This window comes from Methylomonas sp. MED-D, from assembly GCF_050276835.1.
In the GTDB taxonomy this organism is placed as follows: domain Bacteria; phylum Pseudomonadota; class Gammaproteobacteria; order Methylococcales; family Methylomonadaceae; genus Methylomonas; species Methylomonas koyamae_A.
This window is the reverse complement of sequence record NZ_CP189965.1, coordinates 2,111,572-2,136,565: the sequence shown is the minus strand read 5'-3', so window position 1 is coordinate 2,136,565 and position 24,994 is coordinate 2,111,572. Positions and strand designations below refer to the sequence as shown.

Annotated in this window: 20 protein-coding genes; 11 read left to right on the top strand and 9 right to left on the bottom strand. The window is 54.9% G+C overall.

All coding sequences use genetic code 11. The features are described 5' to 3' along the window. Positions 1-148 precede the first annotated feature (148 nt). The 6 genes from ACQE3E_RS09475 to ACQE3E_RS09450 all read left to right on the top strand — a co-directional run bounded on the left by ACQE3E_RS09475 (position 149) and on the right by ACQE3E_RS09450 (position 5,764). The gene (locus tag ACQE3E_RS09475) at positions 149-637 is read left to right on the top strand and encodes a transcriptional repressor (protein WP_064026639.1); all 489 of its coding nucleotides are present in this window, start codon (positions 149-151) and stop codon (positions 635-637) included. A 228-nt stretch (positions 638-865) separates the two neighbouring features. Continuing rightward, positions 866-2,821, top strand: a complete 1,956-nt coding sequence (locus ACQE3E_RS09470; RefSeq protein WP_427501547.1) for a BRCT domain-containing protein — start codon at positions 866-868, stop codon at positions 2,819-2,821. After that, the gene (thiD, locus tag ACQE3E_RS09465; protein ID WP_427501546.1) at positions 2,818-3,597 is read left to right on the top strand and encodes a bifunctional hydroxymethylpyrimidine kinase/phosphomethylpyrimidine kinase; all 780 of its coding nucleotides are present in this window, start codon (positions 2,818-2,820) and stop codon (positions 3,595-3,597) included. Before ACQE3E_RS09470 ends, thiD begins: the two co-directional genes overlap by 4 nt. Beyond that, positions 3,594-4,229, top strand: a complete 636-nt coding sequence (gene thiE, locus ACQE3E_RS09460; protein ID WP_064028562.1) for a thiamine phosphate synthase — start codon at positions 3,594-3,596, stop codon at positions 4,227-4,229. Before thiD ends, thiE begins: the two co-directional genes overlap by 4 nt. After that, positions 4,222-4,428, top strand: a complete 207-nt coding sequence (locus ACQE3E_RS09455) for a dodecin (RefSeq protein WP_064028551.1) — start codon at positions 4,222-4,224, stop codon at positions 4,426-4,428. The genes thiE and ACQE3E_RS09455 overlap by 8 nt, the downstream gene beginning before the upstream one ends. Positions 4,429-4,525: 97 nt before the next feature. Then, on the top strand, positions 4,526-5,764 hold the full coding sequence (locus ACQE3E_RS09450) for a right-handed parallel beta-helix repeat-containing protein (protein WP_427501545.1): 1,239 nt from the start codon (positions 4,526-4,528) through the stop codon (positions 5,762-5,764). A 2-nt stretch (positions 5,765-5,766) separates the two neighbouring features. On the opposite strand, the gene uvrB is transcribed toward ACQE3E_RS09450, so the two are convergent. Both uvrB and ACQE3E_RS09440 read right to left on the bottom strand, forming a co-directional pair. Then, positions 5,767-7,860, bottom strand: coding sequence for an excinuclease ABC subunit UvrB (gene uvrB / locus ACQE3E_RS09445; RefSeq protein WP_427501544.1), 2,094 nt, complete (start codon positions 7,858-7,860; stop codon positions 5,767-5,769). Positions 7,861-7,877: 17 nt separating this feature from the next. After that, the gene (locus ACQE3E_RS09440; RefSeq protein ID WP_427501543.1) at positions 7,878-9,125 is read right to left on the bottom strand and encodes an ABC transporter substrate-binding protein; all 1,248 of its coding nucleotides are present in this window, start codon (positions 9,123-9,125) and stop codon (positions 7,878-7,880) included. A gap of 138 nt (positions 9,126-9,263) precedes the next feature. Here ACQE3E_RS09440 and ACQE3E_RS09435 point away from each other — a divergent pair, with 138 nt between their 5' ends. The 4 genes from ACQE3E_RS09435 to ACQE3E_RS09420 all read left to right on the top strand — a co-directional run bounded on the left by ACQE3E_RS09435 (position 9,264) and on the right by ACQE3E_RS09420 (position 13,905). After that, positions 9,264-9,662: a PilZ domain-containing protein gene (locus tag ACQE3E_RS09435; RefSeq protein WP_071159609.1), complete on the top strand. Its 399-nt coding sequence runs from the start codon at positions 9,264-9,266 to the stop codon at positions 9,660-9,662. 8 nt (positions 9,663-9,670) lie between these two features. Further along, entirely contained in the window at positions 9,671-10,501 is an 831-nt protein-coding gene (locus ACQE3E_RS09430; protein WP_281022982.1) for an MOSC domain-containing protein, read from the top strand. Positions 10,502-11,064: 563 nt separating this feature from the next. Further along, on the top strand, positions 11,065-12,816 hold the full coding sequence (locus ACQE3E_RS09425; RefSeq protein WP_064028545.1) for a methyl-accepting chemotaxis protein: 1,752 nt from the start codon (positions 11,065-11,067) through the stop codon (positions 12,814-12,816). Positions 12,817-13,074: 258 nt separating this feature from the next. Beyond that, the gene (locus ACQE3E_RS09420) at positions 13,075-13,905 is read left to right on the top strand and encodes an HDOD domain-containing protein (RefSeq protein ID WP_313728248.1); all 831 of its coding nucleotides are present in this window, start codon (positions 13,075-13,077) and stop codon (positions 13,903-13,905) included. Between the two features lie 6 nt (positions 13,906-13,911). Here ACQE3E_RS09420 and ACQE3E_RS09415 read toward each other — a convergent pair whose 3' ends face one another. The 4 genes from ACQE3E_RS09415 to ACQE3E_RS09400 all read right to left on the bottom strand — a co-directional run bounded on the left by ACQE3E_RS09415 (position 13,912) and on the right by ACQE3E_RS09400 (position 18,724). Then, positions 13,912-14,553, bottom strand: a complete 642-nt coding sequence (locus ACQE3E_RS09415; RefSeq protein ID WP_064028542.1) for a response regulator transcription factor — start codon at positions 14,551-14,553, stop codon at positions 13,912-13,914. Then, positions 14,550-15,845: a sensor histidine kinase gene (locus ACQE3E_RS09410; protein WP_064028557.1), complete on the bottom strand. Its 1,296-nt coding sequence runs from the start codon at positions 15,843-15,845 to the stop codon at positions 14,550-14,552. Before ACQE3E_RS09410 ends, ACQE3E_RS09415 begins: the two co-directional genes overlap by 4 nt. 108 nt (positions 15,846-15,953) lie before the next feature. Then, positions 15,954-17,189, bottom strand: a complete 1,236-nt coding sequence (locus tag ACQE3E_RS09405) for a dicarboxylate/amino acid:cation symporter (protein WP_427501542.1) — start codon at positions 17,187-17,189, stop codon at positions 15,954-15,956. Positions 17,190-17,305: 116 nt separating this feature from the next. Beyond that, positions 17,306-18,724, bottom strand: coding sequence for a sigma-54 dependent transcriptional regulator (locus tag ACQE3E_RS09400; protein WP_064028539.1), 1,419 nt, complete (start codon positions 18,722-18,724; stop codon positions 17,306-17,308). Positions 18,725-18,960: 236 nt separating this feature from the next. On the opposite strand from ACQE3E_RS09400, the gene ACQE3E_RS09395 reads away from it, so the two are divergent. Further along, complete coding sequence (locus ACQE3E_RS09395; protein ID WP_313728250.1) at positions 18,961-20,205, top strand: HlyC/CorC family transporter; 1,245 nt, start codon at positions 18,961-18,963, stop codon at positions 20,203-20,205. Positions 20,206-20,389: 184 nt separating this feature from the next. Here the strand turns inward: ACQE3E_RS09395 and corA are convergent, their stop codons facing one another. The 3 genes from corA to xrtA all read right to left on the bottom strand — a co-directional run bounded on the left by corA (position 20,390) and on the right by xrtA (position 24,869). Continuing rightward, complete coding sequence (corA, locus tag ACQE3E_RS09390) at positions 20,390-21,667, bottom strand: magnesium/cobalt transporter CorA (RefSeq protein WP_064028556.1); 1,278 nt, start codon at positions 21,665-21,667, stop codon at positions 20,390-20,392. Between the two features lie 154 nt (positions 21,668-21,821). After that, positions 21,822-23,219 carry a mannose-1-phosphate guanylyltransferase/mannose-6-phosphate isomerase gene (locus ACQE3E_RS09385; RefSeq protein WP_313728251.1) on the bottom strand — a complete coding sequence of 466 codons (1,398 nt, stop codon included), beginning with the start codon at positions 23,217-23,219 and terminating at the stop codon, positions 21,822-21,824. 144 nt (positions 23,220-23,363) lie between these two features. Then, positions 23,364-24,869: an exosortase A gene (xrtA, locus tag ACQE3E_RS09380; RefSeq protein ID WP_313728252.1), complete on the bottom strand. Its 1,506-nt coding sequence runs from the start codon at positions 24,867-24,869 to the stop codon at positions 23,364-23,366. Positions 24,870-24,994 lie beyond the last annotated feature (125 nt).

Here is a 24,994-nt window from a genome sequence, read left to right as displayed (position 1 = left end):
TCGGGTGCCTGCCAAACAACCATACTATGGAGACATGGCGAATGCCAGCAAAAGCTGCCGCGATTCGGCCGAATTGAATTAGGCGAATGATGCTGGCACTATAACGGAATCCTCGTAGCAAATGAATGAAACCTTTCACCCTTTACCGATGACCGACTTCGATCCAGATCATGCGCCGGAACCTGAGCACGACCACAATCTGTGCATTCGCAATGCCATCAGTGTAGCCGAACAACTTTGCTTGTCACGCGGCGTGCAACTGACGCCCATACGCCACAAAGTCCTGGAACTGATCTGGAACAGCCACAAAGCCGTCAAAGCGTACGACCTGCTCGACCAACTTCGACCGGTCAACGACGCCGCCAAGCCGTCTACCGTCTACCGAGCTTTGGATTTTCTGTTGGAACAAGGATTGATCCATCGGGTGGAAAGCCTTAACGCATTCGTTGGCTGCCACCGTTCCGGCACCCAGCACGATCAGTTGCTATTGATCTGCACCGCGTGTCACACCGTCGAAGAACGCGGCGCGCCGAGCGTGATCCAGTCGTTGAGCGAGGAATTGCAAACCGCCGGGTTTTCTCCCCAACGCAAGACTATCGAGATTCATGGACTATGTCGCAGTTGTCGCCCGCAATGAGTCACGTTTTGGTAAAACCCAGCAAACATTGACCCAGATCAACGTCAATCTTCGGAAAATCGATACGATACAACCCATGTCACACGCTTTCCTACCGTTGACATGATCCTCTTGAAAGATAGATGCCTGGGCGGGAGCCTCAAAACTCCCGCCCTTTTTTTATGCGCCGATCCTGCATCGAGCGCTTATCTTTTATAATCCCGGCTTGACTCCAATCCGACCGGTACCATGTTTTCCGATAGTCACCGCCAAATTCTCGATCAAGCCAACTTAAACTTTAGCGCCGACCAATTGGCCCGCGTTACTGAGCTACTCGCCAACCAAGCATTGATCAATGCCGCCGGCGACGAAGATTTAATCGCCGCGCTTGAGGTCGCCAACGCCCTCTACCGCGCGGGCGCCCCCATCGTCAGCGACGCCGACTACGATTTCGTGTATCTAAACGAGTTAAAGCGACGCCAACCCGAGCATCCCCTGCTTCACGAAGTCGAGCCTGAACCGGTATTCGCCGGCAAGACCGTCGATTTGCCGGTGGTGATGCTGTCCACCGACAAGGCTTACAGCCGCGAAGACATCGAACGCTGGGCGGCACGGATAGAGAAAGCCGCCGCCGATATCGGCGAGGACTTTCGCGCGCTGACCTTCAAGGTGACGCCCAAATTGGACGGCTACGCCGCCTACGACGACGGACAATTGCTGTATACACGGGGTGACGGCCGCAAGGGTCAGGACATCACCCGGGTGTTCGAGCGCGGCTTGCAAGTTGCCGGGCAAGGCGCGCGCGGCCTGGGTGCCGGCGAAATCGTCGTCGGCCGCCGCTATTTCGACGAGAATCTGGCTCAACACTTCGATAACCCCCGGAACTTTCAAGCCAGCGTCATCAAGGAAAAAGAACTTGAGGAACATGCTTTTAAAGCCATCGCCGACCACGCGGCGGTGTTTTTTCCGTTTGCCTTGCTGCCTCATTGGTCCGGTCCGTGGAGCGAACTGATCGCCGATTTCGAAGCTATCGTTCAGGACATCTGGCATAAAGTCGATTACGACGTCGACGGCGTGATTCTGGAAATCACCGACGAGCCACTCAAGCAATACCTCGGCGCGACCCGCCATCATCACCGCTGGCAGATCGCCTACAAGGAAAACTTGGCGACAGCCAACGTCAAAGTCGTGAGCGTAACGCCGCAAACCTCGCGTTCCGGGCGTATCACGCCGGTTGCAGAGCTGGAACCAACCCGCCTGAGCGGCGCCCTGCTCTCCCGCGCCACCGCCCACCACTACAAAATGGTGGTCGATAAAGGTATAGGTCCCGGCGCTTTGATTCGCTTGGCCCGCTCCGGCGAAGTCATCCCCAAAATTGAAGAAGTCCTGGAACCCGCCGAACCCGAAGTGCCGGCACACTGCCCCAGTTGCGGTCACGAGCTGATTTGGGATAACGATTATCTGATCTGCCCCAACAATTTGGCTTGCCCGGCCCAAATCAGCAACAGCATGGAACATTTTTTCCGGGTGCTGAAAAACAACGACGGCTTCGGCGCCGCGACGATCAAAAAGCTTTACGAGTACGGCATCCGCCGCGTTGACGAAATCTACGCGCTGAGCGCCGAACAATTCGAAAGCATGGGCTTCGGCCCCAAACAATCGCAAAATCTGGTCGAGCAACTGTCGCGCAGCCGTAGCGAAGCGGTCGAGGACTGGCGTTTTCTGGCGGCCTTCGGCGTGTTTCGAATGGGTTTGGGCAATTGCGAACGGCTGTTGGCTCACTACCAGCTCGACCAGATTTTCGGGCTATCCGAAGCCGACATCATCGCCATCGAGGGTTTCGCCGAAAAAACCGCGGCGGTGATCAGCGAAGGCTTCGCCAACATCAAGGACTTGTACGAAAAGCTGACCGGGCTTGGCTTCAACCTCCAAGCCAGCCAACGCAAAGCCGATTCGTCGGCGCATCCGCTATCCGGCAAGACCCTCGTCTTCACCGGCACCCTGCACAGCGGCAGCCGCGACGACCTCGCCAAGCAAGCCAAGGCCAAGGGCGCCAAGGTCGGCAGCTCTGTGTCCGCCAAGACCGACTACCTGGTGGCCGGCGATAACGTCGGCGCCAACAAAACCGCCGCCGCCCGCGACAAGGGCGTGACCGTCATCGACGAAGCGGAATTTCTGCAACTATTAAACGGAGACGTGGAATGACCCGCCCCATCGTGTTGTGCTTTTCCGGCCACGACCCCAGCGGCGGCGCCGGCGTACAAGCCGACATCGAAACCATCGTCAGCCACCGCTGCCACGCCGCCAGCATCATCACCGCGTTGACCGAACAGGACAGCCGCAACGTCAAAAAAGTCTTGCCGCAACGACCCCAAGACGTCGTCAATCAGGCGCAAACCCTGCTGGAAGATTTCCAGGTCGCCGCGATCAAGATCGGCCTGCTCGGTTCGGCCGAAATCGCCGTCGCGGTCGCCGACGTGATCCGCCAAGCCGGCAAAGTGCCGGTCGTACTCGATCCGGTGCTGGCCGCCGGCGGCGGCACCGATTTGGCCGGCACGGAACTGATCGCCGCCATCGTCGAACAGTTGCTGCCGTTATCGACGCTGACAACGCCCAACAGCATCGAAGCCCGCCGCTTGACCGGTCTTGACGATTTGGCCGCCTGCGGCGCCGGACTGCGACAATGCGGCGCCGAACACGTCTTGATCACCGGTACCCACGAGGATTCCGCATTGGTCCGCAACCGACTGTTCGGCCCGGACGACCTGGACGAAACCTTCAACTGGGAGCGCCTGCCGTATCACTACCACGGCTCCGGCTGCACGTTGGCGAGCGCCGTAGCCGCGTTATTGGCACAAGGCTTGGACCTGTTCAGCGCCGTCAACGAGGCCCAGGAATTCACTTGGCAAAGCCTGCAAGCCGCTTACCGCCCCGGCCAAGGGCAACACAACCCGGAGCGCTGGTTTTGGCTGGATTCCTGAAGTTTCCCCCGCGCGGCCTGTACGCGATCACCCAGACCGAAGGCAAAGCCATCGCCCAAGTCCTGGCCGAAGTCGAAGCGGCCCTGCAAGGCGGCGCGGCCGTCGTGCAATACCGCGAGAAGCAGCCGCTGGACGCCGCCCGGCTGGCGCGCGAACTGCTCGTCGTCTGCCATGCCTATCAAGTTCCGCTGCTAATCAACGACAGCGTCGAGCTGGCGGCCGAAATCGGTGCCGACGGCGTGCATCTGGGCCGCGACGACGGCGACATCGCCGCCGCCAGAACCGCACTCGGCAGCCACGCGATCATCGGCGTGTCCTGCTACAACGACGTGGACCGCGCGACGCGCGCGGAAAGAGCCGGCGCCGATTACGTCGCCTTCGGCCGCTTTTTCGCGTCCGGCTCCAAGCCGTTGGCGGCGCCGGCCGACATTGCCACGCTGTCGCTAGCCAAACAGACGCTGAATGTGCCCATCGTCGCGATCGGCGGCATCCTACCGGATAATGCTGGACAGTTGTTGGCGGCCGGCGCAGACTTGCTCGCGGTGATCGGCGGCCTGTTCGACGCCGAGCCTTTGCCCGCCGCCCGTCGTTTTCAAGCATTGTTTCAAGCCAACGGAGAACGCCATGCCTGACCATGTTTATCAAAAAATTGAATTGACCGGTTCGTCAGCCGTCAGTATCGAAGCCGCCATCGAAAACGCCGTCGCCAAAGCCGGCGAAACCATCAAGACCTTACGCTGGTTTGAAGTCGTCGAAACCCGCGGCCACATCGACAACGGCAAGGTGGCGCACTGGCAGGTCACCATCAAAGTCGGATATACCCTACCCTAACCTCGCATTTACAATGCCGTTGCCTGCTTGCCGATCGGATTCCGATGCGCCGTTTCATTCCAATTGAACGCCACTCACTTGGTGCTGCTGGTTATTGATGATCGGAATTGACGCCAAAGCTCTCGCTTATTGTCGCTGGGGACTGGTATTGCTGCTGTATGCGGGTTCGGGCGATTGCGCCACTTGGCAAGTCGGACCATCCCAAGAACTGAAACTACCCAGTCAGGCTGCGATAGTGGCCGGGAATGACGACATCGTCGAAATCGACGCGGGTCTGTATCCTAACGATGTCGCGACTTGGCCGCAGCACCGCTTGATTCTGCGGGGAGTCGGCGGCCGCGCGCATCTCGAGGCGATGGGCAACAACGCCGAAGGCAAGGCCACCTGGGTTATCAAGGGTGACGACGTCACGATAGAGAGCATCGAATTTTCCGGCGCCAGAGCCAAGGCCTTGAACGGTGCCGGCATTCGTTTCGAAGGCACCAACTTAACGATACGCGATAGTCATTTTCACGACAATCAAATGGGCATCCTGACCGGCGCCAACCCCAGCAGCGAAATTACTATCGAAGGCTCCGAATTCAACGACAATACGGTCGATTATCGCTTGCTCGGCAAACTCGGTCACAATATCTATATTGGCGGCATCAAGCGTTTTACCCTTAATCACTGTTATGTGCATGACGCCAATACTGGCCATAACGTTAAGTCGCGAGCCCGCGAAAACTACCTACTTTATAACCGAATAGGCGATGAAACCCGCGCCTCGAGCTATCTGGTGGATTTCCCGGACGGTGGCGAGGCCTACTTGATCGGCAACCAATTCCGGCAAAGCGCCGCGTCGGAGAACCGCGCCATGTTGTCGTTTGCCGCCGAACACAATCAGACCTTGCCCCATCAAACGCTGATTTTGATCAACAACACGCTGGTCAACGATAAACCGGACGGTACGTTTCTGAACAACCACAGCATCGTCCGCCCTATTTTGATCAACAATTTACTGGTCGGTGCAAGTTTGATCGGCTTGGAATCGAGCGACCGACAGCATAATATCGTGGCGAACAGCGAACGTTTTCGAAACCGAGGCGCGTTCGATTACCGGCTATCGGCCGGAGCGAGCGCTATCGATCAAGGCATCGATCCCGGCGTCGCCGCCAACGGCTTTCTGTTATCGCCCGCCTATCAATACCGGCACCCCGCGCGTATCGAAAAACGGCTCGGCTCGGGCGCCCTGGATGTGGGCGCTTACGAGTTTGCACCTTCCGATCAGCTGTCGCCCCGTGGCCATACACATCCTCACGCGCGCGAACAAAGCTCTCCAGTACCATCACGCTAAAATCAAATCGTCATCTCCGCCTGCAGCAAGCGCAGTTGATCGCGGATGCGCGCGGCTTCCTCGAACTCCAGGTTTTTGGCGTGCTGGAACATTTTTTCTTCCAGTTGCTTTAAGGTCTTGGCGGCCTGCTTGGGCGTCAGCGATTTATACTCGCCGGCCGGTTCGGCGGCCTTGGCGCGGGCATGGCTGATCGAACCGCCGGCGCCGGGGATCGAGAGTTCCAGAATGTCGGTCACCGATTTGAACACGGTGCGCGGCTGGATGCCGTGTTCGGCATTGAACGCCGTCTGTTTGTCGCGGCGGCGCTCGGTTTCGTCGATGGCTTGCTGCATCGAGCGAGTGATTTTGTCGCCGTACAGTATCACCTTGCCGTTGGCGTTGCGGGCGGCGCGGCCTATGGTCTGAACCAGCGAAGTCAGCGACCTTAAAAAGCCTTCCTTGTCGGCATCCAGAATCGCCACCAGCGACACTTCCGGAATATCCAGACCTTCGCGCAACAGATTGATGCCGACCAGCACGTCGAACACGCCCAAGCGCAAGTCGCGGATAATTTCCACCCGCTCGACAGTCTCGATGTCCGAATGCAGATAACGTACCTTGATGCCGTGTTCCAGCAGGTAGTCGGTCAAATCCTCGGACATGCGCTTGGTCAGCGTGGTGACCAACACTCGCTCCCGAACGGCAATGCGTAGATTGATCTCGGACAACAGATCGTCGACTTGAGTCGTGGCCGGTCTGACTTCGACCTGAGGATCGACCAGACCGGTCGGCCTGACCACCTGCTCGACCACCGCGCCGGAATGCTCTTTCTCGTAACCGCCCGGCGTGGCCGACACGTAGATGCGCTGGCCGCAGATACGCTCGAACTCGTCGAACATCAGCGGCCGGTTGTCCAGCGCCGACGGCAGCCGAAAGCCGTATTCGACCAGGGTTTCCTTGCGCGAGCGGTCGCCTTTGTACATCGCGCCGATCTGCGGCACCGTGACGTGGCTTTCGTCGATGATGACCAAGGCATCGTTCGGTAAATAGTCGAACATGGTCGGTGGCGATTCGCCGGAATTGCGATCCGACAGATGGCGAGAGTAGTTCTCGATACCGGAGCAATAGCCCACTTCCAGTATCATCTCGATGTCGAACAGGGTACGTTGCTCCAGACGTTGCGCTTCGACCAGTTTATGGTTGTCGCGCAATTGCTCCAGGCGTTCGGCCAGCTCTATCTTGATTTTCTCGACCGCGCTGAGCAATTGGTCGCGCGGCGTCACGTAGTGGTTTTTCGGGTAAATCGTATAGCGCGTCACCCGTTGCACGACTTCGCCGGTCAGCGGATCGAACATCGACATCCGCTCCACCTCGTCATCGAACAATTCGATGCGCAACGCGTGTTCCTCGGACTCGGCCGGAAACACGTCGATCACTTCGCCGCGCACCCGGTAGGTACCGCGACGCAGTTCGGTGTCGTTGCGGGTGTATTGCATTTCGGTGAGCCGGCGCAGCACGTCGCGCTGTTTGACCATGTCGCCGCGCACCAAATGCAGTACCATTTTGAAATAGGACTCCGGCTCGCCCAAACCGTAGATCGCCGACACCGTGGCGACGACCACGGTATCGCGGCGCTCCAAAAGCGCCTTGGTGGCCGACAAGCGCATTTGCTCGATATGATCGTTCAGCGAGGCGTCCTTGTCGATGAAGGTATCCGACGACGGAATATAGGCTTCCGGCTGGTAATAGTCGTAATAGGATACGAAGTACTCGACGCTGTTCTCCGGAAAAAACTCCTTCATCTCGCCGTACAACTGGGCGGCCAAGGTCTTGTTCGGCGCCAGGATCATCGCCGGCCGTTGGGTGCGTTGGATCACGTTGGCTATCGTGAAGGTCTTGCCGGAGCCGGTTACGCCCAACAGGGTCTGATGCAGTTCGCCGTCGTTCAGGCCCTCGACCAGTTGGGTGATCGCGGTCGGCTGATCGCCGGCCGGCTGGTAGTTGCTGCGGATTTTGAACGGCTTATGGCCGCCGGCCAGTTCGGCGACCTGATCCAGACCTTCCGGTCCGCCGCTGATCGCCACCTGACTGTATTCCATGCGCCGTTTACTGGTCATTGCCTTACTCCCGCATGCTATTGAAAATGACAGCCGGTTTCGGGCTGATCGTAACCCAGCGTATCCAGTTCGGTCTTGGGATGCAAAAAACCTTCGATCGGCGCGACCGACACCAGCGCGCGCGGCGCCGCCAGCAATATCGGCTGACGCAATTGGCCGTCCCAAGTTCGGAACGATAGCGGCATGCCTTTGTAGCCCTGCAACGCAAATTTGTCGGACAGCATATAGTCGCGGATCGGCGCTACCTGATTGGATTTGCTGCGCACCGCCGCCTCGCCAATCGCCCGCACCGCCAGATAGGCACCGTAGTCGGCCTCTTCCATCCAGCGGCCGGTATTGTCCTTGAAGCGGTTCTGCAACTGTACCGCGCCCCATTGTTCGTGCGTCCGATGCCAGGACGTGGCTACTAAACCCTGGGTACCGATCACCGGACGCGGCAGCCAGGTGCGGTAATCCAAATATTCGCCGAACAGGCCCTGTTCATCGGCCACTACCAACACGTCGTAATCTTCAATCTGGGTGAACACCGGCACGTCCGATTGCGCGGTACGGCGCGCATCGAAATCGTTGCTCCATGCCTTTTCAGCCACCAGTTTCAGGCCGAAACGTTTGGCCGCGCGTTTGATCGCCGCCGCGAAGGCTTGGTCGGCCGACTCGCGGCCAGTCACCAAAAACCATTTTTGCCAGCGTTTTTTTAGCATGTATTGGGCCAGCGCGTCGGCGCGCATCGCCCGGCTCGGCAAAAGGTGCAACAAATTGCGCCGACACTGGCCGGCTCGCAGTTCGTCGTCGCTGCTGCTGGCGTCGAACAGCAACTTGCCTTGCGCGGCCGGCGAATCCGCCAATTTAAGCTGGGTCTCGGCGGGCAGATTCAGCACCACCAGGCTGCTATCGCCGGCTAGATGGCTGAAGGCCTGCAAAGCGTCGCCACCCACCGGCACGATCACTTTTTGCAGGTCGTATTGCTGGCCGGTGAATTGACCGGTGGTATTGTTATCGGCTACAGCCAACTCGGCGCCGACCAGGCCCTTGTTTTGGATGAAGGGGTCGAGATTGGACAAGGCCGGCGGCGCCTCGACCTCCTGACTGAAATAGACGATCTTGACGATTTGCTTGGCCGGCGCGGCGGCTGGTGTTGGCTTGGATTCCTGTTTGGCCGGCGGCGCTTTCGTTGCTTTGGAGACCGACTTCGCGGTCACGATGGCCGGTACTGTGAGCAAGGCGGCAATCAATCCCCAACGACTCCAGCGATAGAATGGCTTCATGTCCTTCCAATTGTTTTCGTAAAAACCGAATTTTAACGAAAATTCGTGCCGCGGCGTCAGCAATAATCCAGCGGGCGCTATTGAATTTCCAAGGCTTCCCGTCAATACTTAGCCACCTTCTAAACCAGCGCCTGTGCCATGTCCGAGTCAGACTTCCCATTGCACGATCACGACGATTGGGACCGGGAGATCAACCTGGACGCCGATCAGCCGAACCAGCGCATGGCTGTACGTTACCGGCGAACCGACCTGCGGGCGGCGATCAAGGTGCATAGCCTGTTATTTCCGCGCTTGTTTCATGTGGTACTCTACGACATCAGCAGCCGCGGCGCGGCAGTCATCAGCAACGACAAACTGAACCGCAAAAGCAAGGTTAGCCTGTACCTGATGTTCCCGGACGGCCAACGCTTTGACGTCGTCGCCACAGTGGTACACTGCGATCATAAAAAGCAGCGTTACGGCCTAAAATTCGACGGCCGCCACGCCGAGCTGGCCGAACACCTGCTGCACACCCAAACCGATTTGCACTTCAGCTAATTGCATCTATGCCCGTTCTTAGTCAAATACACGTTTACCCTGTCAAATCGCTGGCCGGTTTTCAGGTAAACGTCTGGCCGGTCGACCAGCGCGGCTTACAATACGACCGTAAATGGATGTTGGTCGATACCGACCGGCAATTTCTCAGCCAACGGCGACTGCCGAAAATGGCGTTGATCAAAACCCGTATCGAGAGCGATGCGCTAATCCTGTCGGCGCCCGGTCAAGCGGAATTGCGCCTACCGTTACTCGAAGTCGCCGGCGAAGCGATCGAAGTCACGGTTTGGGACGATCGTTGCCTGGGGATAGGCTGCGGCCCCGCGGCGGATGAGTGGTTGAGTCGATTTCTGGACCGCGATTGCCGTTTGGTCCGGCAGGCCGACGTCGACGTCCGCAAAGTCGATCCAGACTATGCCTTCGATACCGATCAGACCGGTTTTTCCGACGGCTTCCCATTTTTACTGGTCTCGGAAAACTCGCTGAATGCATTGAACATGGCAATGCAATTACCCTTGGATATGAACCGGTTTAGGCCAAATCTGGTGGTCGCTGAATGCGACAGTTATGCCGAGGATACTTGGCGCCGGATCTCCATCAACGATATCGTGTTCCGCCTGCCCAAACCCTGCTCGCGCTGCGCGATTCCGACGATCGATCCGGAAACCGCACGTCCCGGTAAGGAGCCTTTAACGACGTTAAATCGACTACGCAAATGGAACAACAAAGTCTATTTCGGTCAAAATGCCTTGCACGACCGGACGGGCTTGCTTAGCGTCGGTCAGCCCGTTGTCATTCACGAGACCGGTTCGGCGCAACCTCCGTTAGGTAAAGACCGTTAAAACATTCCAGCGCCGTTCGATCGCTTGGTGATCGCACCGTACGCTAAGACGTCACGACCAAATCCGAACACTGTCAGCGACATCACATCCCTATTCGCGTAACGGGTTGATCGACATAGAATAAACTCCGGTCGAAAGCGCCAATTGCGGATGTGCTAGCGCAAACTCAGGACCTTATTGAATTGATAGCCATTGCGCTTGGAAAAGTTGCCGAAGTCGCCTAGCGATAGGCCAATTCACAACGCGGACTGGTTCGCAAATTCGATATATTGATCGTTGGCACGTGCGGCACTCTCATTACGCGAAACCCACAAAATCGGGTTGAAATAGGCGGCCGTGATGGCCTCGGATCCGTAAGAGTGAATGGAGTATTCGATACTTCGCTAAACTTTTAGGCATTACATCCTGCGTAGCGAAAAGAGGGCGTTGGAATTTTCCGCACAACTAATAAAGTTTTCCAGCTAGTTGACGTTAAATTGTAGGCTATACTCACGGCGCCTATCCTTACGGCGCGCGGCCGCAAGAGCGAATAATAACTATACAAAGCATTTCTGGAGATTCGAATGTTGATGATGAACTGGCATTCCGTAGGTGTGAAAGTAGTAGCGATTACGATGTCGGTACTCACTGGTGTCGGCATCCTAATACTGATTGTCTACGCCAATGTCGGCAAGCAAAAGATGATCGATCGGGAGATCGAGTCGTCACGTCAGTTATTGGTTTTGTCGGAGTCGATTCGCGACAATGTCGTCAAGAAATGGGAGACCGGCGTCTATTCTCCCGAACAGCTCAATCAACTCATCGATAAATTCGGCTTGGCGAAATCCAGAGAGTTGGTGCTAGCGACCGTGCCAACCGCGAACGCCTGGGATGTCATAGAAACCAAGGCCAAGGAATACGGCTTCCGTTTCAAGGCGCCCGCTAACAATCCGCGTAACCCGCGTAACGCCGCCGACGAAATCGAACGCACCGCATTGGATTATTTTCGGAATAATCCGAGCGCCAGCGAATACAGTTACATCGATGAAGACAAGCAGGAAATCCGCTATCTGCGGCCAGTTAAATTGGCCAAACAATGCGAACTGTGCCACGGGGATCCGCAAAACTCGCAGTCGCTTTGGCGTAACGACAAAGGCCAAGACTTGCTCGGCTATACGATGGAGAATCGGCATGCCGGCGATTTGCACGGAGCCTTCGAAATCATTACGCCGTTCTCGGTGGCATTGGCCCAATTAAAATCCGATACCTATTACGCCATCGGGTTTTTAATTGCCACGCTATTTATCATCGGCTTCACCGGCTACTTTATGATGAGCAGAATCATCATCGGTCCGCTAACCGCGTTGGCGCTCAAGCTGCAGGACATATGCAGCGGCGACGGCGACTTGCGGGCTAGACTGGATGCCTCCGGTAAATCGGAGTTCGCCTGGGTCGCTCATAGCTTTAATTCCTTTGTCCGTAAAATTGCCAAAACCGTCGATGAAATCAGCGCGACTAGCGAAAAACTGGCCAGCGCCTCGCACAAATTGGCGACCATCACCAATACGACACAAAGCGGCGTCGAAAGACAATTGCACGAGACCACGCTGGTCGCCAACGCGATGAAGCAGATGACCTCGACGGTTCAGGATGTCGCTAAAAACGCGGTCCGAGCGTCCGAGGCCGCCGAAATTGCCGATAAAGAAGCCTCGACCGGCAAGAACATCGTCAAGGACGCGGTCAACGGTATTAACAGCTTGGCCAGCGAAGTTGAAAATGCCGCGAATGTGATTCACGAATTGGAAAACGACAGCAACAGTATCGGCGAGGTGCTTGGCGTGATCCAAGGAATTGCCGAGCAAACCAATTTGCTGGCTTTAAACGCCGCCATCGAAGCGGCTCGGGCCGGCGAACAAGGCCGCGGTTTCGCGGTCGTCGCCGATGAAGTCCGAACGCTGGCCAGCCGGACTCAAAATTCGACCTTGGAAATTCAGCAAACCATCGAACGTTTACAAGGGCGCGCCAAACAAGCCGTCTCGGTAATGGAGAACGGCCGCAAACGTGCCGCTTCGAGCGTGGATCAAGCGGCATCGGCCGGCGAATCGATCACCTCGATCAGCCAGCGCATCGATACGATCAATGACATGAACAACCAGATTGCCAGCGCCGCCGAAGAACAAACCGCGGTGGCCGAGGAAATCAATCGGAATATCAGCAACATCAGCCACGTGTCCGAAGAAACCTCGATTGGCGCGAAAAATACCGCCGACGCTTGCCGGGAATTGCTGGAACTCGCCAATCAACTTCGCACGACCGTTGGTAGCTTTAGAACCTAAACTTGTGAATCAGCCGACGGAGCCTAGGCTGCGCCGAGTATCGCGTCGCCAAATGACGTCTATACTTTTTACCACGGAGCCCAAACATCGTAAGCGGTGTCTTTGCTCCGTCGTAAAAACAGAAATTCGTTTTTGTTGAACTTAAAATCATCCATGGCCGAATGCCGCGGATGATCGTCGCGCACTCCACATCCCGGTAGCGTCGGACTCGCTCCACGCCATCCGGGCTTGCGGTTTTTTAGGGACAAGAGAGCAACCATGCCAGCGTCAATTAACCAACTATTCGATCAAATCCATCAACTTCCGCAAATTCCCGAAGTCGTCCGAACTATTGTCAAACAACTCAACGATCCTAATTTCCACATGCCGCAAATCGTCAAGGATGTGGAAAAAGAACAAGTCATTACGTTAAAGGTATTGCGGCTGGTCAATTCCGCCCACTTCGGCCTATCCCGAAAAGTAGGTTCGATAGAAGAAGCGGTCACGATGCTTGGCACCAATCAACTAAAAACTTTGGTCATTGCCTCCGGATTTGTCGGTTCGTTTCCGAAGCTGGCCAATTTCGATCTCAAGCTATTTTGGCGAACAAGCTTTCGAACGGCTACGCATGCCGGCTGGCTTGCCACGCAAGCTGGCTTGCAAACCGATATTGCCTACACGGCCGGTTTGATAGCCGACCTTGGTAACGTGCTGATCCATTTAGGACTACCCAGCGAGGCTAACGAGATCGATCAACACGTCAAAGCCGGCAATTCGCGTTCCGATATCGAGCTGCGCCGGCTGGGGTTCGTGACGCCGACTGCGTCCGCGGAACTCTGCCGCCGCTGGAAATTTCCCGACGACTTAACCCAGGCCGTCGAACAATCGGCCGATCCGTTGGCATCAGGAACGCCAAATCGCTTGGCATGCGCGGTCTTTTTAGGTCGTTTTACCGCAAATGCTCTCGAAGCCAATCAATCCTCCGACCAGATTATTAAAGCCTTTCCACTAACGGTCGCCGAAGGTTTGGGTTTATCGGCGGATTTCGTTCAATCGCGCTTGCACGAGATGCTGGAATTGGGCAGCGATTTGGACGAATTGATCGATTGAGTAAAATTAACGCTGCATCAGCCCCAAATTGACGGCAATGTGCGCCAGTTCGGTCGTCGTCGCGACTTGTAGTTTCTTTTTGATCTGCGTGGCGTAATTGGCGACCGTTTTATGGCCCAAGCAGAGTTGGTCGGCAATTTTATGGACCGTCAGACCTTGCGCGAGCAGACTGAAGACGTCAAATTCCCTAGGCGAAAAATCGGCAATAATCGTCTGATGATTGCCGGACAAGTGCTCGCCGGAGGACTTCATCAAGCCGCGCTCCACGTAAGTGACGCCTTGCAGGACCGCGGCTATCGCTTCCGCTAAAATGCCAGGGGCGCTGTTCTTGGTGATATACCCCAAGGCCCCGGCATCCAAGGCCCGACTGACGTAGACTTGCTCTTGGTGGACGCTGAATACCAGTATTTTCGCGTCGGCGTCACGCTGTACGATGCGACGAATCGTTTCCAGACCGCCAATGCCCGGCATCGACAAATCCATGACCAACACGTCCGGCTTTACCTCTTGGTATAACTGTATCGCTTGTTCACCCCGTTCGGCTTCGCCGATCACCTCAATGCCGGGACTGGCCGACAACAACATCCGAAATCCGGCTCTGACTACCGCGTGATCGTCCACCAACAAAATACCGACAGCGCGTTTCATGCCAAAGGTATCCTAGCTTGTATGGTCATCCCGCTATCGGGTGCGGACCGGATATCCAGCTCGCCGTCAAGCGACTTGATCCGCTCCTTGATGCCGCGCAATCCAAACCCCCGATTGACGGTCGTCAAATCGCAGCCTCGACCGTCGTCTTCGACGCGCAATTGCAACAAGGCTGGCCGATTGAGTTTACGCAAAACGATCGCAACCCGTCCAGCCTGAGCATGCCGCACGACATTGGTCAGGCACTCTTGTATCACCCGGAAAATCTGAATGGTGACCGCCTTGTCCAAACTGTCGACCTCATCGCCGCAATCGATGGTTAGGTTCAAATCGGGGTTACGCTCCGACCAATGATTTACCAAGTCCTCCAACGTGGCTTTCAAACCCAGCTCAGTCAGAACCAAGGGATGGAGTTGCTGCATCATCGAACGGACGACGGTCATCAAGTGATCGCAAATATCGCTGATGGCCGAGGTAATCTTGGCCGTATCCGCGCGCTGGTGAGCCGCCGTCACCGCCATGACCTTGATCGCGGTTAACGACTGCCCAAGTTCGTCGTGTAATTCTTGCGACAGCCGTTGACGCTCTTCTTCCTGTATGGCTAACGAGTGTTGCGTCAATGCTCGATTTTCCTGACGACTCTTTTCCAATTCGACGGTCATATGATTGATGGCATTGGCGATACTGTCGAACTCCATCGTCGAAAATTGCGGCAATTGGTAGCGATATTGGCCGGTTTCGATGATACGCAAGGCTTCCACAATCGAGGCAATCGCTTTCAGCGATTTACTCAACACCAAATTGACCGCTAAAAAACTCAGCAAAGTCAGTAGCGACAGGGATGCGAAAAAACCGACACTCTCCTCCCACACCTCGGTAATCTCGTCCAACGGCTGGGCTTGAATGACCAAGGTCATCGGTTTGCCGTCCCTGGTGTGCAGCTGATGTTCGACCTTCGGATAATCGCTTCGCACCCAGGTCACGAACCATGCGGGCGGCATGTCTTCGGGATGACTCGGTTGGCCCGCTCCGGAAAAATGTACCAATTGGCCGTCCGGCTTTAGCAACTGAATGCTCAGATGCCTGGTTTGTTGTAATGCGCTGAACCGCGACAGATCTTCGACCGGCGCATCCAAACCCAGCGATATTAACTGCACCGCCATATTGATCGAGGCGTCAACCTCTTTCTTAACGGCCTGCCGCGCCTGCCAAATCGCAATCGCGCCGCCGATCAGCAAGATGCAAAGCGAGGACAGCAGTATCCGTGAAATGATCTGATTTCTTAAACTCATCGAGGCGGTCATCGGAATTAATCGGCTATTATCTTCGGCCCGCTCCCGATCGACCATAGGAAAAATTCTCGATTGATTAAGACTCGCACTGACAGCTTGTGTGGAGAATTAGCCGGGGCGGCCGACCCACCTCTGCACAACCAAGCTTCCGATCATATCGCCTTCGACGTTGACCATGGTGCGCACCGTATCGAGCAACCTGTCCACCGGCAACAAGATGGCTATCGCTTCCGCCGGCAAGCCCACCGATTGCAATACCATCACCATCGTCACCATTCCCGCGCTGGGTATGCCCGGCGCTCCCATGGCCGCCAGCATCGTCGTGAAACACACGATCAATTGCTGCGTCAAATCGAGCTCGATACCGGCCAGATTGGCGACGAACAAGGCTGCCGCCGCTTCGTAGAGCGCGGTACCGTCCATATTCATGGTCGCCCCCAACGGCACGACGAATCCCGCGATTTCGGCATCCACATGCAAGTGCTGCTCGACGCAGCGTAGCGTCACCGGCATCGTTGCCGAGCTGGAACTAGTAGCAAACGCCGTTAGCAACGCTTCGCGCGCGCCGTTAAAAAAGGTCAACGGCGCCATGCCGGTCGCCCCATACAAAACCAGCGGCAACACCACAAAGCCGTGCAGCAGCGTAGTCCCGATCACAACCGCGACAAACTTGGCCAAGGTTGCTAATACGGCGGCATTTTGCGTGGCGACCAACTGAATCAACAAGGCCATGATGCCCAGTGGCGCCAGACGCATGATCCATCCGACCAAGCGCAGCATTAACTCCAGTGTTTCACGAAGCAGCAATAATATGTTCCGGTAGCGCTCTCCGCCGACCACCAATGCGATTCCGAGTAATAACGCAAATACCACGATCGCTAAGATATTGGCTTGCGCCAACGCGGCGAACGGATTCATGAACAAGCCGTGCAGGAAACTGGCGGCGAATTCGAGCGGCGTCATTTGCTTGGCGGCGAATCCGGCGGTGGCGTCGCGAAACCAAGTCCCCGACTGACCGGCACCCGGCTGAAACAGATGCGCGGCCGCCAAGCCCAGCGCGATCGCCAACGCCATCGAGAACACAAAAAAACATAATGTTGCGACCCACACCCGTTGCAACTGGCTATGCTGACGGAGATTTGCGACACCGACCGCGATCGAAGCGAACACCAACGGGACCAATACCATTTTCAACAAATCGACAAATACATTGCCGACTAATCCAGCCAGATACAAACCGACTTTCACGCCGGGCGCATCCGGCCCGGTTGCGCCGAAACCCAAGCCAATCGCGAGCCCTAACAGCGCCGCGACAAAAATCTGTTGGTTTAGCGACCGAGGCATGATTGCCACCGACCCAATCGCGGCGCGACCGGGGCTGCGGCACGCAAAACGCGTATGAAACCGCAATAATATCGAGACTGCACTGGACAACAGCGAGCTGAAGATGTCATCGGCGCTTATGCCGTATCCACTTTACGCAATTTCTCGACCAATGTCGTTCGACGCATATTCAGCAATTTGGCGGCGTGAGCTACGACGCCGTTACACTCTTCCAGCGCCTGGCGGATCAATTCGTTCTCCAGTTCAGTCAGATATTCTTTTAGATCGATACCTTGTTCGGGCAAGTGTATCGCCCCGACGCCACCAGGTACTGCCGCACCCAAACCCTGATGCTCGGCTGGGCGGTATACGTGAATTTCCTGGTCCGGCAAAGTCGCCGGAAGATGATCGGGTATTTCGTAAGCTTGAAACTTTTCCGGCAAATCGCCGGTATCGACCAACGCATCGGGCTTAATGATGGCCAGCCGTTCGATCAAATTCGACAATTCCCTGACGTTGCCCGGCCAATGGTGTTGAGATAAGACCGCGACCGCGCGAGGACTCAATCTGACGGAACCGCGATTCTGCGCTTCCATACGGCTAATTAGATCGCTTACCAGATAAGGAATGTCCTCGGTGCGTTCGCGCAAGGCCGGAACTTCGATAGGGAATACGTTCAAGCGATAAAACAAATCCTCTCTAAACCGTTTTTCGGCAATCTCCTGCTCCAGTTGACGGTGAGTTGCCGCTACGATGCGGACGTCGCAATGTATCGTTTTATTACTGCCGACGCGCTCGAAAGTGCGTTCCTGCAATACTCTCAATAGCTTGACCTGCATGGGCATCGGCATATCGCCTATCTCATCGAGAAACAAGGTTCCGCCCTCGGCCAGTTCGAATCGGCCTTGCCGAGCGGTCAATGCACCGGTAAACGCACCTTTCTCATGACCGAACAGCTCGCTTTCGAGCAACTCGCCGGGGATAGCACCGCAATTGACCGGTACAAAGGGTTTATCCCGACGGGAAGAGCCGCGATGCAAGGCTTGAGCAACCACCTCCTTACCGGTGCCCGATTCGCCCAAAATCAGTACGGTGGCATCGGATTTGGCCACTTGATCGATCAGTTCGCGCGTCCGGGCGATCGCCCGGCTAACGCCGGCCAAGCCCTTATCGGAACGCGACTTTTTCGGCGACTCGGCAGGCTGAAAACTATCGAGCAGTTGAATCAACTCGGGATAGACCGTGGGCCATTCCAGAATCTTGGTGACCAATTGATGAACAGGGGTCGCTAACGCCTGCTGCTGGCCTCCTGCCTCGACCAACACCACAATTGGCGCTCCACTCGCGGCATCAGCGACCGACTTAAGCAGAATCGCCAATTTATCGTTGGAGCCACCAACAAACACCACGTCCGCCTCTCGGCATCGGTCCGATGCGGTTTCGAACTCCTTCACTGTAAGGGTGTATACCCGATATTCCAAGAACTTGAGTACGGTTTCCACTTGCTGGACCCGAACAGGGTTGTCGTCAATGAGTAAAATTTCTGGCAAAGCCATGCTTCGTTTCTCTGGAATAGCCTGACGGTACGATTTAGGGTAGGAATGGGCTTTAAGTTAAGCACCGAAACCCTACATTGTCAAAATGCTAGCTTTTCAATTTATTGCAATAAATTGTTGAAGTGGTTTGAATGAAGCATACGTCATTCCACTCCGTTGGGAGGACGTTTAGGCTTGACAAAAACTCTCCAGTAGACAAACTAAGCCGATGTTCCACTGCCAAGAGCACCGTTGCCTTGAACGATATTTCCCTTAGTATACTCTTCGGTATACTGGCCGCACTGTTGTTGATTTCCGCGTTTTTCTCCGGTTCGGAAACCGCGCTGATGACGCTAAACCGTTACCGCCTGCAACATCTAGCGAAAAAAAAGCACAAGGGCGCGGTCAAGGCTCAGGCACTGTTAAAGCGACCGGAGCGCCTGAACGGGCTAATTGCCCTTGGTTATCACCTGGGAATTGTGCTCACTGCTTCACTGACCACCGTCATCGCGCTGCGTTTGGGGGGGGAACCATTGATTTTACCGGCAGTGGCGGTGCTAACCGGCTTGATACTGATTTTTTCGGTCAGTATTCCCAAAACCCTGGCGACTTTCAGACCTGAAAAACTGGCATTTTTCTCCGCTTGGTTTTTCATCCCTCTAGTGAAACTACTATATCCAGCGGTTTGGACTCTAAATTTACTATCCAGGCTGTTGCTACGAATATTCGGCGTCAACAGTAGCAAAGCCGACTTGGTGACGCGAGATAAGGAAGAGTTAAAAAACATCGTCTCCGATGCTAATCATTCGATGCCGACCCGCTATCAAAACATGCTACTCAGTATCTTGGATCTGGAATCGGCCAGCGTCGCCGACATTATGACGCACCGCAATGACGTGGTCGGTATCGATATTGAGGAGCCACTCGAGGACATCATTGCCCAGCTGCAAAAAAGCCCTCACACCCGGATGCCGGTCTACAAAAAACATATCGACCGGGTGATCGGCTTTTTGCATCTGCGTACCGTGTTGGCACAAGTTAGCCAACCAGATTTCGATAAACAAAAAATCGTCAATAGCCTCGCCAAACCTTTTTTCATACCGGCCGGCACGCCCATTTCGAAGCAAATGCAGATATTTAAATCCGAGAAACTGCGGATCGGCCTAGTTGTCGACGAATACGGCGACGTATTGGGATTGGTCACGCTAGACGATTTGCTGCAAGAAATCCTCGGAGAGTTGATCGCCGAAGAAGCCGACATCAAAGTTCAAAAAGACGGCAGCTTTTTGATCGATGCGGGTACGACAGTTCGCGAGCTCAACCGGCTCACCAATTGGCAATTACCCACCGAAGGCCCCAGAACCTTAAACGGCTTAATCATCGAATACATGGAAACCATTCCCGAGCCAGGAACCAGCATCAAGCTCTACGGACATGTCATGGAAATTCTCAAGCGAGACGATAATACGATCAAACTCGTAAAATGCCATTCGCTGGTTTGACGCGAAATGCAAAAAAAAAGGCGCTAACTCTAAAGTTACCGCCTCAAAGCATTAGGAAGAAATATAACGCAACTTTAACTGTTAACCGAACAAAAAAGTTAGCGTTAGATTAATCGAGTCAATACTGATTGAAAATGTGGCATATTGTCGCAGCAGCATAATGCCTCCCGGTTTGGAGACGACATTATCTCAACCAACCCTTCCGTTTAAAAAAAACAAAAGGCGCTACCACCGAAATCGTCATCAATACCAGCGCGAACGGATACCCCAACGCCCATTTCAACTCCGGCATGTTATCGAAATTCATACCGTATATGCTGGCGATCAGCGTTGGCGGCAACATCGCGACAGACGCAACCGAGAAAATTTTGATGACCTTGTTTTGGTTAATGTTGATAAAACCAACCGTCGCATCCATCAAAAAATTGATCTTATCGAACAAAAACGCGGTATGACTGTTTAACGATTCGATATCACGCAAGATTTGCTGGGCGTCATCCAGTTGCGTAGTGTTCAACAATTTGCGGCGAATCAGGAACGACACCGCGCGCTGCGTATCGAGCATATTACGACGAATCCGGCCGTTCAAATCCTCTTCCTCGGCAATGTCTGCCAGTATAGCCGCAGCCTCCTCATCGCTGATATTTTGACTCAATACCTGCTTGCTGACATTTTCCAGCTGCGCATAGACGTTTTCCAAGGCATCGGCCGAATATTCCGCTTCCGCCCCGTATAAATCCAGCAGCATATCCTTACAGTCCGATACGAAGCCGGGTTGGGTTCTGGCACGTAAACGTTGCAAACGAAAAACCGGCAACTCCTCGCTGCGTACCGAAAACAACATCTCACCGCGCAAAATAAAGGCAACCGGCACGCTACGCGATTTACCCTCCCGATCCAACAAAAAATCCGAGTGAATGTGAATCTCGTGTTGGTCCTCGACATAAAAGCGCGCGCTGGCCTCCAAGTCGGTCAAGTCCAGCGGATCCGGAAGGTCCAAGCCGTAGTGCTGGCCGATCAATGCGCGTTGAGCCTTACTCGGCGCCAACAGATCGACCCAGATCGGCTGAATCGCCAACAAGTCGTGACGACAGGTAATCGCGACTTTCGACAAACGTCCGTCGACCAATTCAAAGGCGCTCATTTGGCCGACGCCGCAGTGCGGCTCCCGATCGCCGACCAAGGCTTCCCGCAACGCATCCGACAACTCCCAGAGTACGTCGTCCTGACGAGCGTCTTCCACTTGTTCCCATACCAAGCGGGCGTCGTCCAAATCTATGGACTGCAAAATATGCCCGATTTCAACCGCGGACAATTTGTCGAGCACGCTACGCAGTTCCACCATGTGCTGTTTCTGCACCAAAGCGGTAACGAGCTTGCGTCTAGGCATGGTTTGATTGCTCAACATACCTTCGACCAGCTTATGCTTTCTCAACAAATCGTTGACGGTTTGTAGCGACAAGGACAACTCCAAGGGGAATAAGGTCTACAGGGTGGCATGATCGTCGAATGTACTCGAAGCATACTTATCGAGCGGATTTTTCAAAAAACGGGAGGCCTAAGCCTCCCGAGTCGTTGCGGAATAACAAGGACGCAACGGCGTGCGTCCCGCGCGGTCAAATGCGTCCGTACTGGTCTTCGTAGCGCACAATGTCATCCTCGCCCAAATAACTGCCAGACTGGACTTCGACCATTTCTAGCGGGATGACGCCAGGGTTCTCCAGACTATGAATCACACCCAATGGGATGTAAATGGATTCGTTTTCCGACACTAGAATTTTTTCGCCATTCTTGTCGACCCAGGCTGTTCCTTTAACAACCACCCAATGTTCGGCGCGATGATGGTGCTTTTGTACCGACAGTTTCGCGCCTGGTTTGACGACAATGCGCTTGGTCTGATGCCGATCGCCGCAATCGACCAAGTCATAGTGTCCCCAGGGACGATAGACTTTACGATGAACGTTGGCTTCGCTACGCTTCAATGTCTTCAATTGTTCAACGACTTCCTTCACATCTTGCACTCGATCCTTTGCCGCGATCATGACCGCGTCGTCGGTTTCTACGACAATCAGGTCGTCAACGCCAATCACCGCAACCAACTTGTTGCTGGAATGCACAAAGGAATTACGGGTATCGACGGTCAACACGTCGCCTTTGATCGCATTGCCGGAACCGTCCTTATCGGTCACGTCCCACAGCGCGGACCAAGAGCCAACGTCATTCCAGCCGGCATCCAACGGTATCACCGCCGCCTTATCGGTTTTTTCCATGACTGCATAATCGATAGAATCCGACGGACAGGTCGAGAATGTCTGTTTGTCCAAACGTACAAAATCCAAGTCGGGTTTGGCGGCTTGCAACGAAGCGCGGCAAACCGCCAACATTTCCGGATTGAAGCGCTCCAGCTCGCGCAGAAAAACACCGGCTTTAAACGCAAACATACCGCTGTTCCAGAAGAACTCACCACTGTCCAGATACCGTTGCGCGGTTTGCGCATCGGGCTTCTCGACAAAGGCATCGACTTTGTAAGCGGGGCCATAGCGTAGCGAACCGCGCTTGATATAGCCGTACCCCGTTTCGGGTTCGGTCGCGACGATTCCGAAGGTCACCAGCAAATCCTGTTCCGCCAATGCACGAGCCTCCAGCACCGCATGGTGGAATGCAGCTCGGTCGGCAACGACGTGGTCGGCGGGCAGTACCAACAACACGTCGTCCTCGGCGGCACTCAACGCGGCCATTGCCACGGCCGGCGCGGTATTTTTGCCGACCGGCTCCAGAATAATCGCGGCTGGCCTGACGCCGATTTCGCGCAATTGCTCGGCCATCATGAAACGATGATCCTCGTTACATACGGCGATCGGCGCTTTTAATCCAGCTAAACCATCCAGCCGCAATACCGTTTCCTGAATCATCGTATAACCCGAGACCAACGGTAAGAATTGCTTGGGATATTGACCGCGCGAAAGTGGCCACAGTCGCGTTCCAGAACCGCCTGAGAGTATTACCGGTGTCATAGTTTGGTTTCCTTGCATCGAAATAAAAAACAATGGGGTAGTCTAGCATCATGCTTGCATCGGGCGTCAACCTGAGGATGGGCATCGCAAGCGGACGCATTTTCGCGTGAAGCGGGTAATTCACCGCTAGAGAGCATCCTCGGTTCATTGACAACAAACCGCCAAAACTCGTTGCAATCTCGCCCGGCCTTCGACCAGATCGTCACCGATCACTTCGGTATACAATACGATCAACATTTCCGGATCGGCATCGCCAGTTAATCGTTTTAGCAATTGCCACCATTTCGCTCGATAATCGCTCGCGGTATTGAAGTTGCCGACACGATACCATCGATACACAAGCAAGTTTCGGGCCTCGCTTTTCAACAGCGACTCGACGACTTCGCCCGACGTTCCATCAGGCCAATCTACCTGTACCGCTCTTTCGGAAGCCATACGCCAAACTTTATGCTTTTGCGGCACCAGAAAATTTTGGGAGTTCACCAATTCTCCGCCCTGCGATTCGTCACCGAAATTCGCAAAATACATCGCCACTGTTCCAGATGGATCGTCAACCGCGTTTTTTACCTCCGCCATGACGCCATTGAAAGTTGGCCGCCATCCCCAATCGGGCGGCGATTGAACAGCCCCCCCACTTCCTCGGAGCGTGACTATTTGGTCAGGTATGGCAGCCGCTACCGCCTGCCGAGCGGCCAAACTCCGAAAGACGATAGGCCAAGCAATAAGACCTATCACGACGACGGCTATCATCGGCAACAACCCCTGATACCTCGTCATCGGTTCAGGCATACTTTGCTCGGACGATGTATCGACGATTGTTTCTTGATCGGCCCAAAACGAACCGGCATAAAACAGCAATAGCATGACCAGCCCGAAAAACAACCAACCGTAAATAATATGATCGACACCCACAGCCAATTTCATGCCACTAAAATGACCAATCATCACGATCATGTAAGCACGCAAACCGTTCGCCAGAATCGGCGTTAAAAACGATGCGATAATGAATAGGGTTCGTTTTCGTAAGTTACGGAAATTCAAATACGCGTAGACAAGACCCAAGGTCAACGAAGCGATTAAGTAGCGTAAGCCACTACATCCCTCCACTACCGACCAGCTCCCGGAAGTCAGCATAAAAAACATGCCGTCACGGTAAACGCTCATGCCTGTGAGGCGTATCATCCACACCACAAATGACGCCGTATATTCCATCATCCACGGGATGAACGCTTCCCCGAAAGGCACCATCAAGTAAAGAAACAGGATGGGAAACAGCATTTTTTTAATAACCGATCCACCCAATAGCCCCCAATAACCGCCGATCAGAATCGTTACGACAGCCCATTGCTCCAAAACCAGCACGTGGACCAATTTCGCCACCAACCAAACGAACCCGCCTATAGCCGTCACTAGCAAACCCAGCCAGGCACTCTCGGGTTGCAGATTTCGGTAACAGTGGCGTCTGGACCAGATCAACCAAAGGCTGATCGGCGCCACCAAAAAACCGTGAGTAAATGTCTCGGATCGCGACCAAATCTCGACAATGGATGCCCAAGTCGAAAAAAAAGCGCCGACACAGACCACGGTAACCAAAACGACACCCGCGACCGGATACCGCCACTGAATGGGCAAAGCCCCGAAAATCAACATTCGCTTCCTCAACTTTGGTTTTATGACAGCTCAGCAAGCCCCGCGACCGGGCCTGGATACATTTTAGAATAGGCATGTGACATGCGATTGTCGATTCGATACCGCGTCGCGATAAAATTCACGGT

Coding starts and splice junctions, on each gene's coding strand:
- ACQE3E_RS09475 (WP_064026639.1), top strand. CDS start 149: ATGACCGACTTCGATCCAGATCATGCGCCGGAACCTGAGCACGACCAC.
- ACQE3E_RS09470 (WP_427501547.1), top strand. CDS start 866: ATGTTTTCCGATAGTCACCGCCAAATTCTCGATCAAGCCAACTTAAAC.
- thiD (WP_427501546.1), top strand. CDS start 2,818: ATGACCCGCCCCATCGTGTTGTGCTTTTCCGGCCACGACCCCAGCGGC.
- ACQE3E_RS09455 (WP_064028551.1), top strand. CDS start 4,222: ATGCCTGACCATGTTTATCAAAAAATTGAATTGACCGGTTCGTCAGCC.
- ACQE3E_RS09450 (WP_427501545.1), top strand. CDS start 4,526: ATGATCGGAATTGACGCCAAAGCTCTCGCTTATTGTCGCTGGGGACTG.
- uvrB (WP_427501544.1), bottom strand. CDS start 7,860: ATGACCAGTAAACGGCGCATGGAATACAGTCAGGTGGCGATCAGCGGC.
- ACQE3E_RS09440 (WP_427501543.1), bottom strand. CDS start 9,125: ATGAAGCCATTCTATCGCTGGAGTCGTTGGGGATTGATTGCCGCCTTG.
- ACQE3E_RS09435 (WP_071159609.1), top strand. CDS start 9,264: ATGTCCGAGTCAGACTTCCCATTGCACGATCACGACGATTGGGACCGG.
- ACQE3E_RS09430 (WP_281022982.1), top strand. CDS start 9,671: ATGCCCGTTCTTAGTCAAATACACGTTTACCCTGTCAAATCGCTGGCC.
- ACQE3E_RS09425 (WP_064028545.1), top strand. CDS start 11,065: ATGTTGATGATGAACTGGCATTCCGTAGGTGTGAAAGTAGTAGCGATT.
- ACQE3E_RS09420 (WP_313728248.1), top strand. CDS start 13,075: ATGCCAGCGTCAATTAACCAACTATTCGATCAAATCCATCAACTTCCG.
- ACQE3E_RS09415 (WP_064028542.1), bottom strand. CDS start 14,553: ATGAAACGCGCTGTCGGTATTTTGTTGGTGGACGATCACGCGGTAGTC.
- ACQE3E_RS09410 (WP_064028557.1), bottom strand. CDS start 15,845: ATGAGTTTAAGAAATCAGATCATTTCACGGATACTGCTGTCCTCGCTT.
- ACQE3E_RS09405 (WP_427501542.1), bottom strand. CDS start 17,189: ATGCCTCGGTCGCTAAACCAACAGATTTTTGTCGCGGCGCTGTTAGGG.
- ACQE3E_RS09400 (WP_064028539.1), bottom strand. CDS start 18,724: ATGGCTTTGCCAGAAATTTTACTCATTGACGACAACCCTGTTCGGGTC.
- ACQE3E_RS09385 (WP_313728251.1), bottom strand. CDS start 23,219: ATGACACCGGTAATACTCTCAGGCGGTTCTGGAACGCGACTGTGGCCA.
- xrtA (WP_313728252.1), bottom strand. CDS start 24,869: ATGTTGATTTTCGGGGCTTTGCCCATTCAGTGGCGGTATCCGGTCGCG.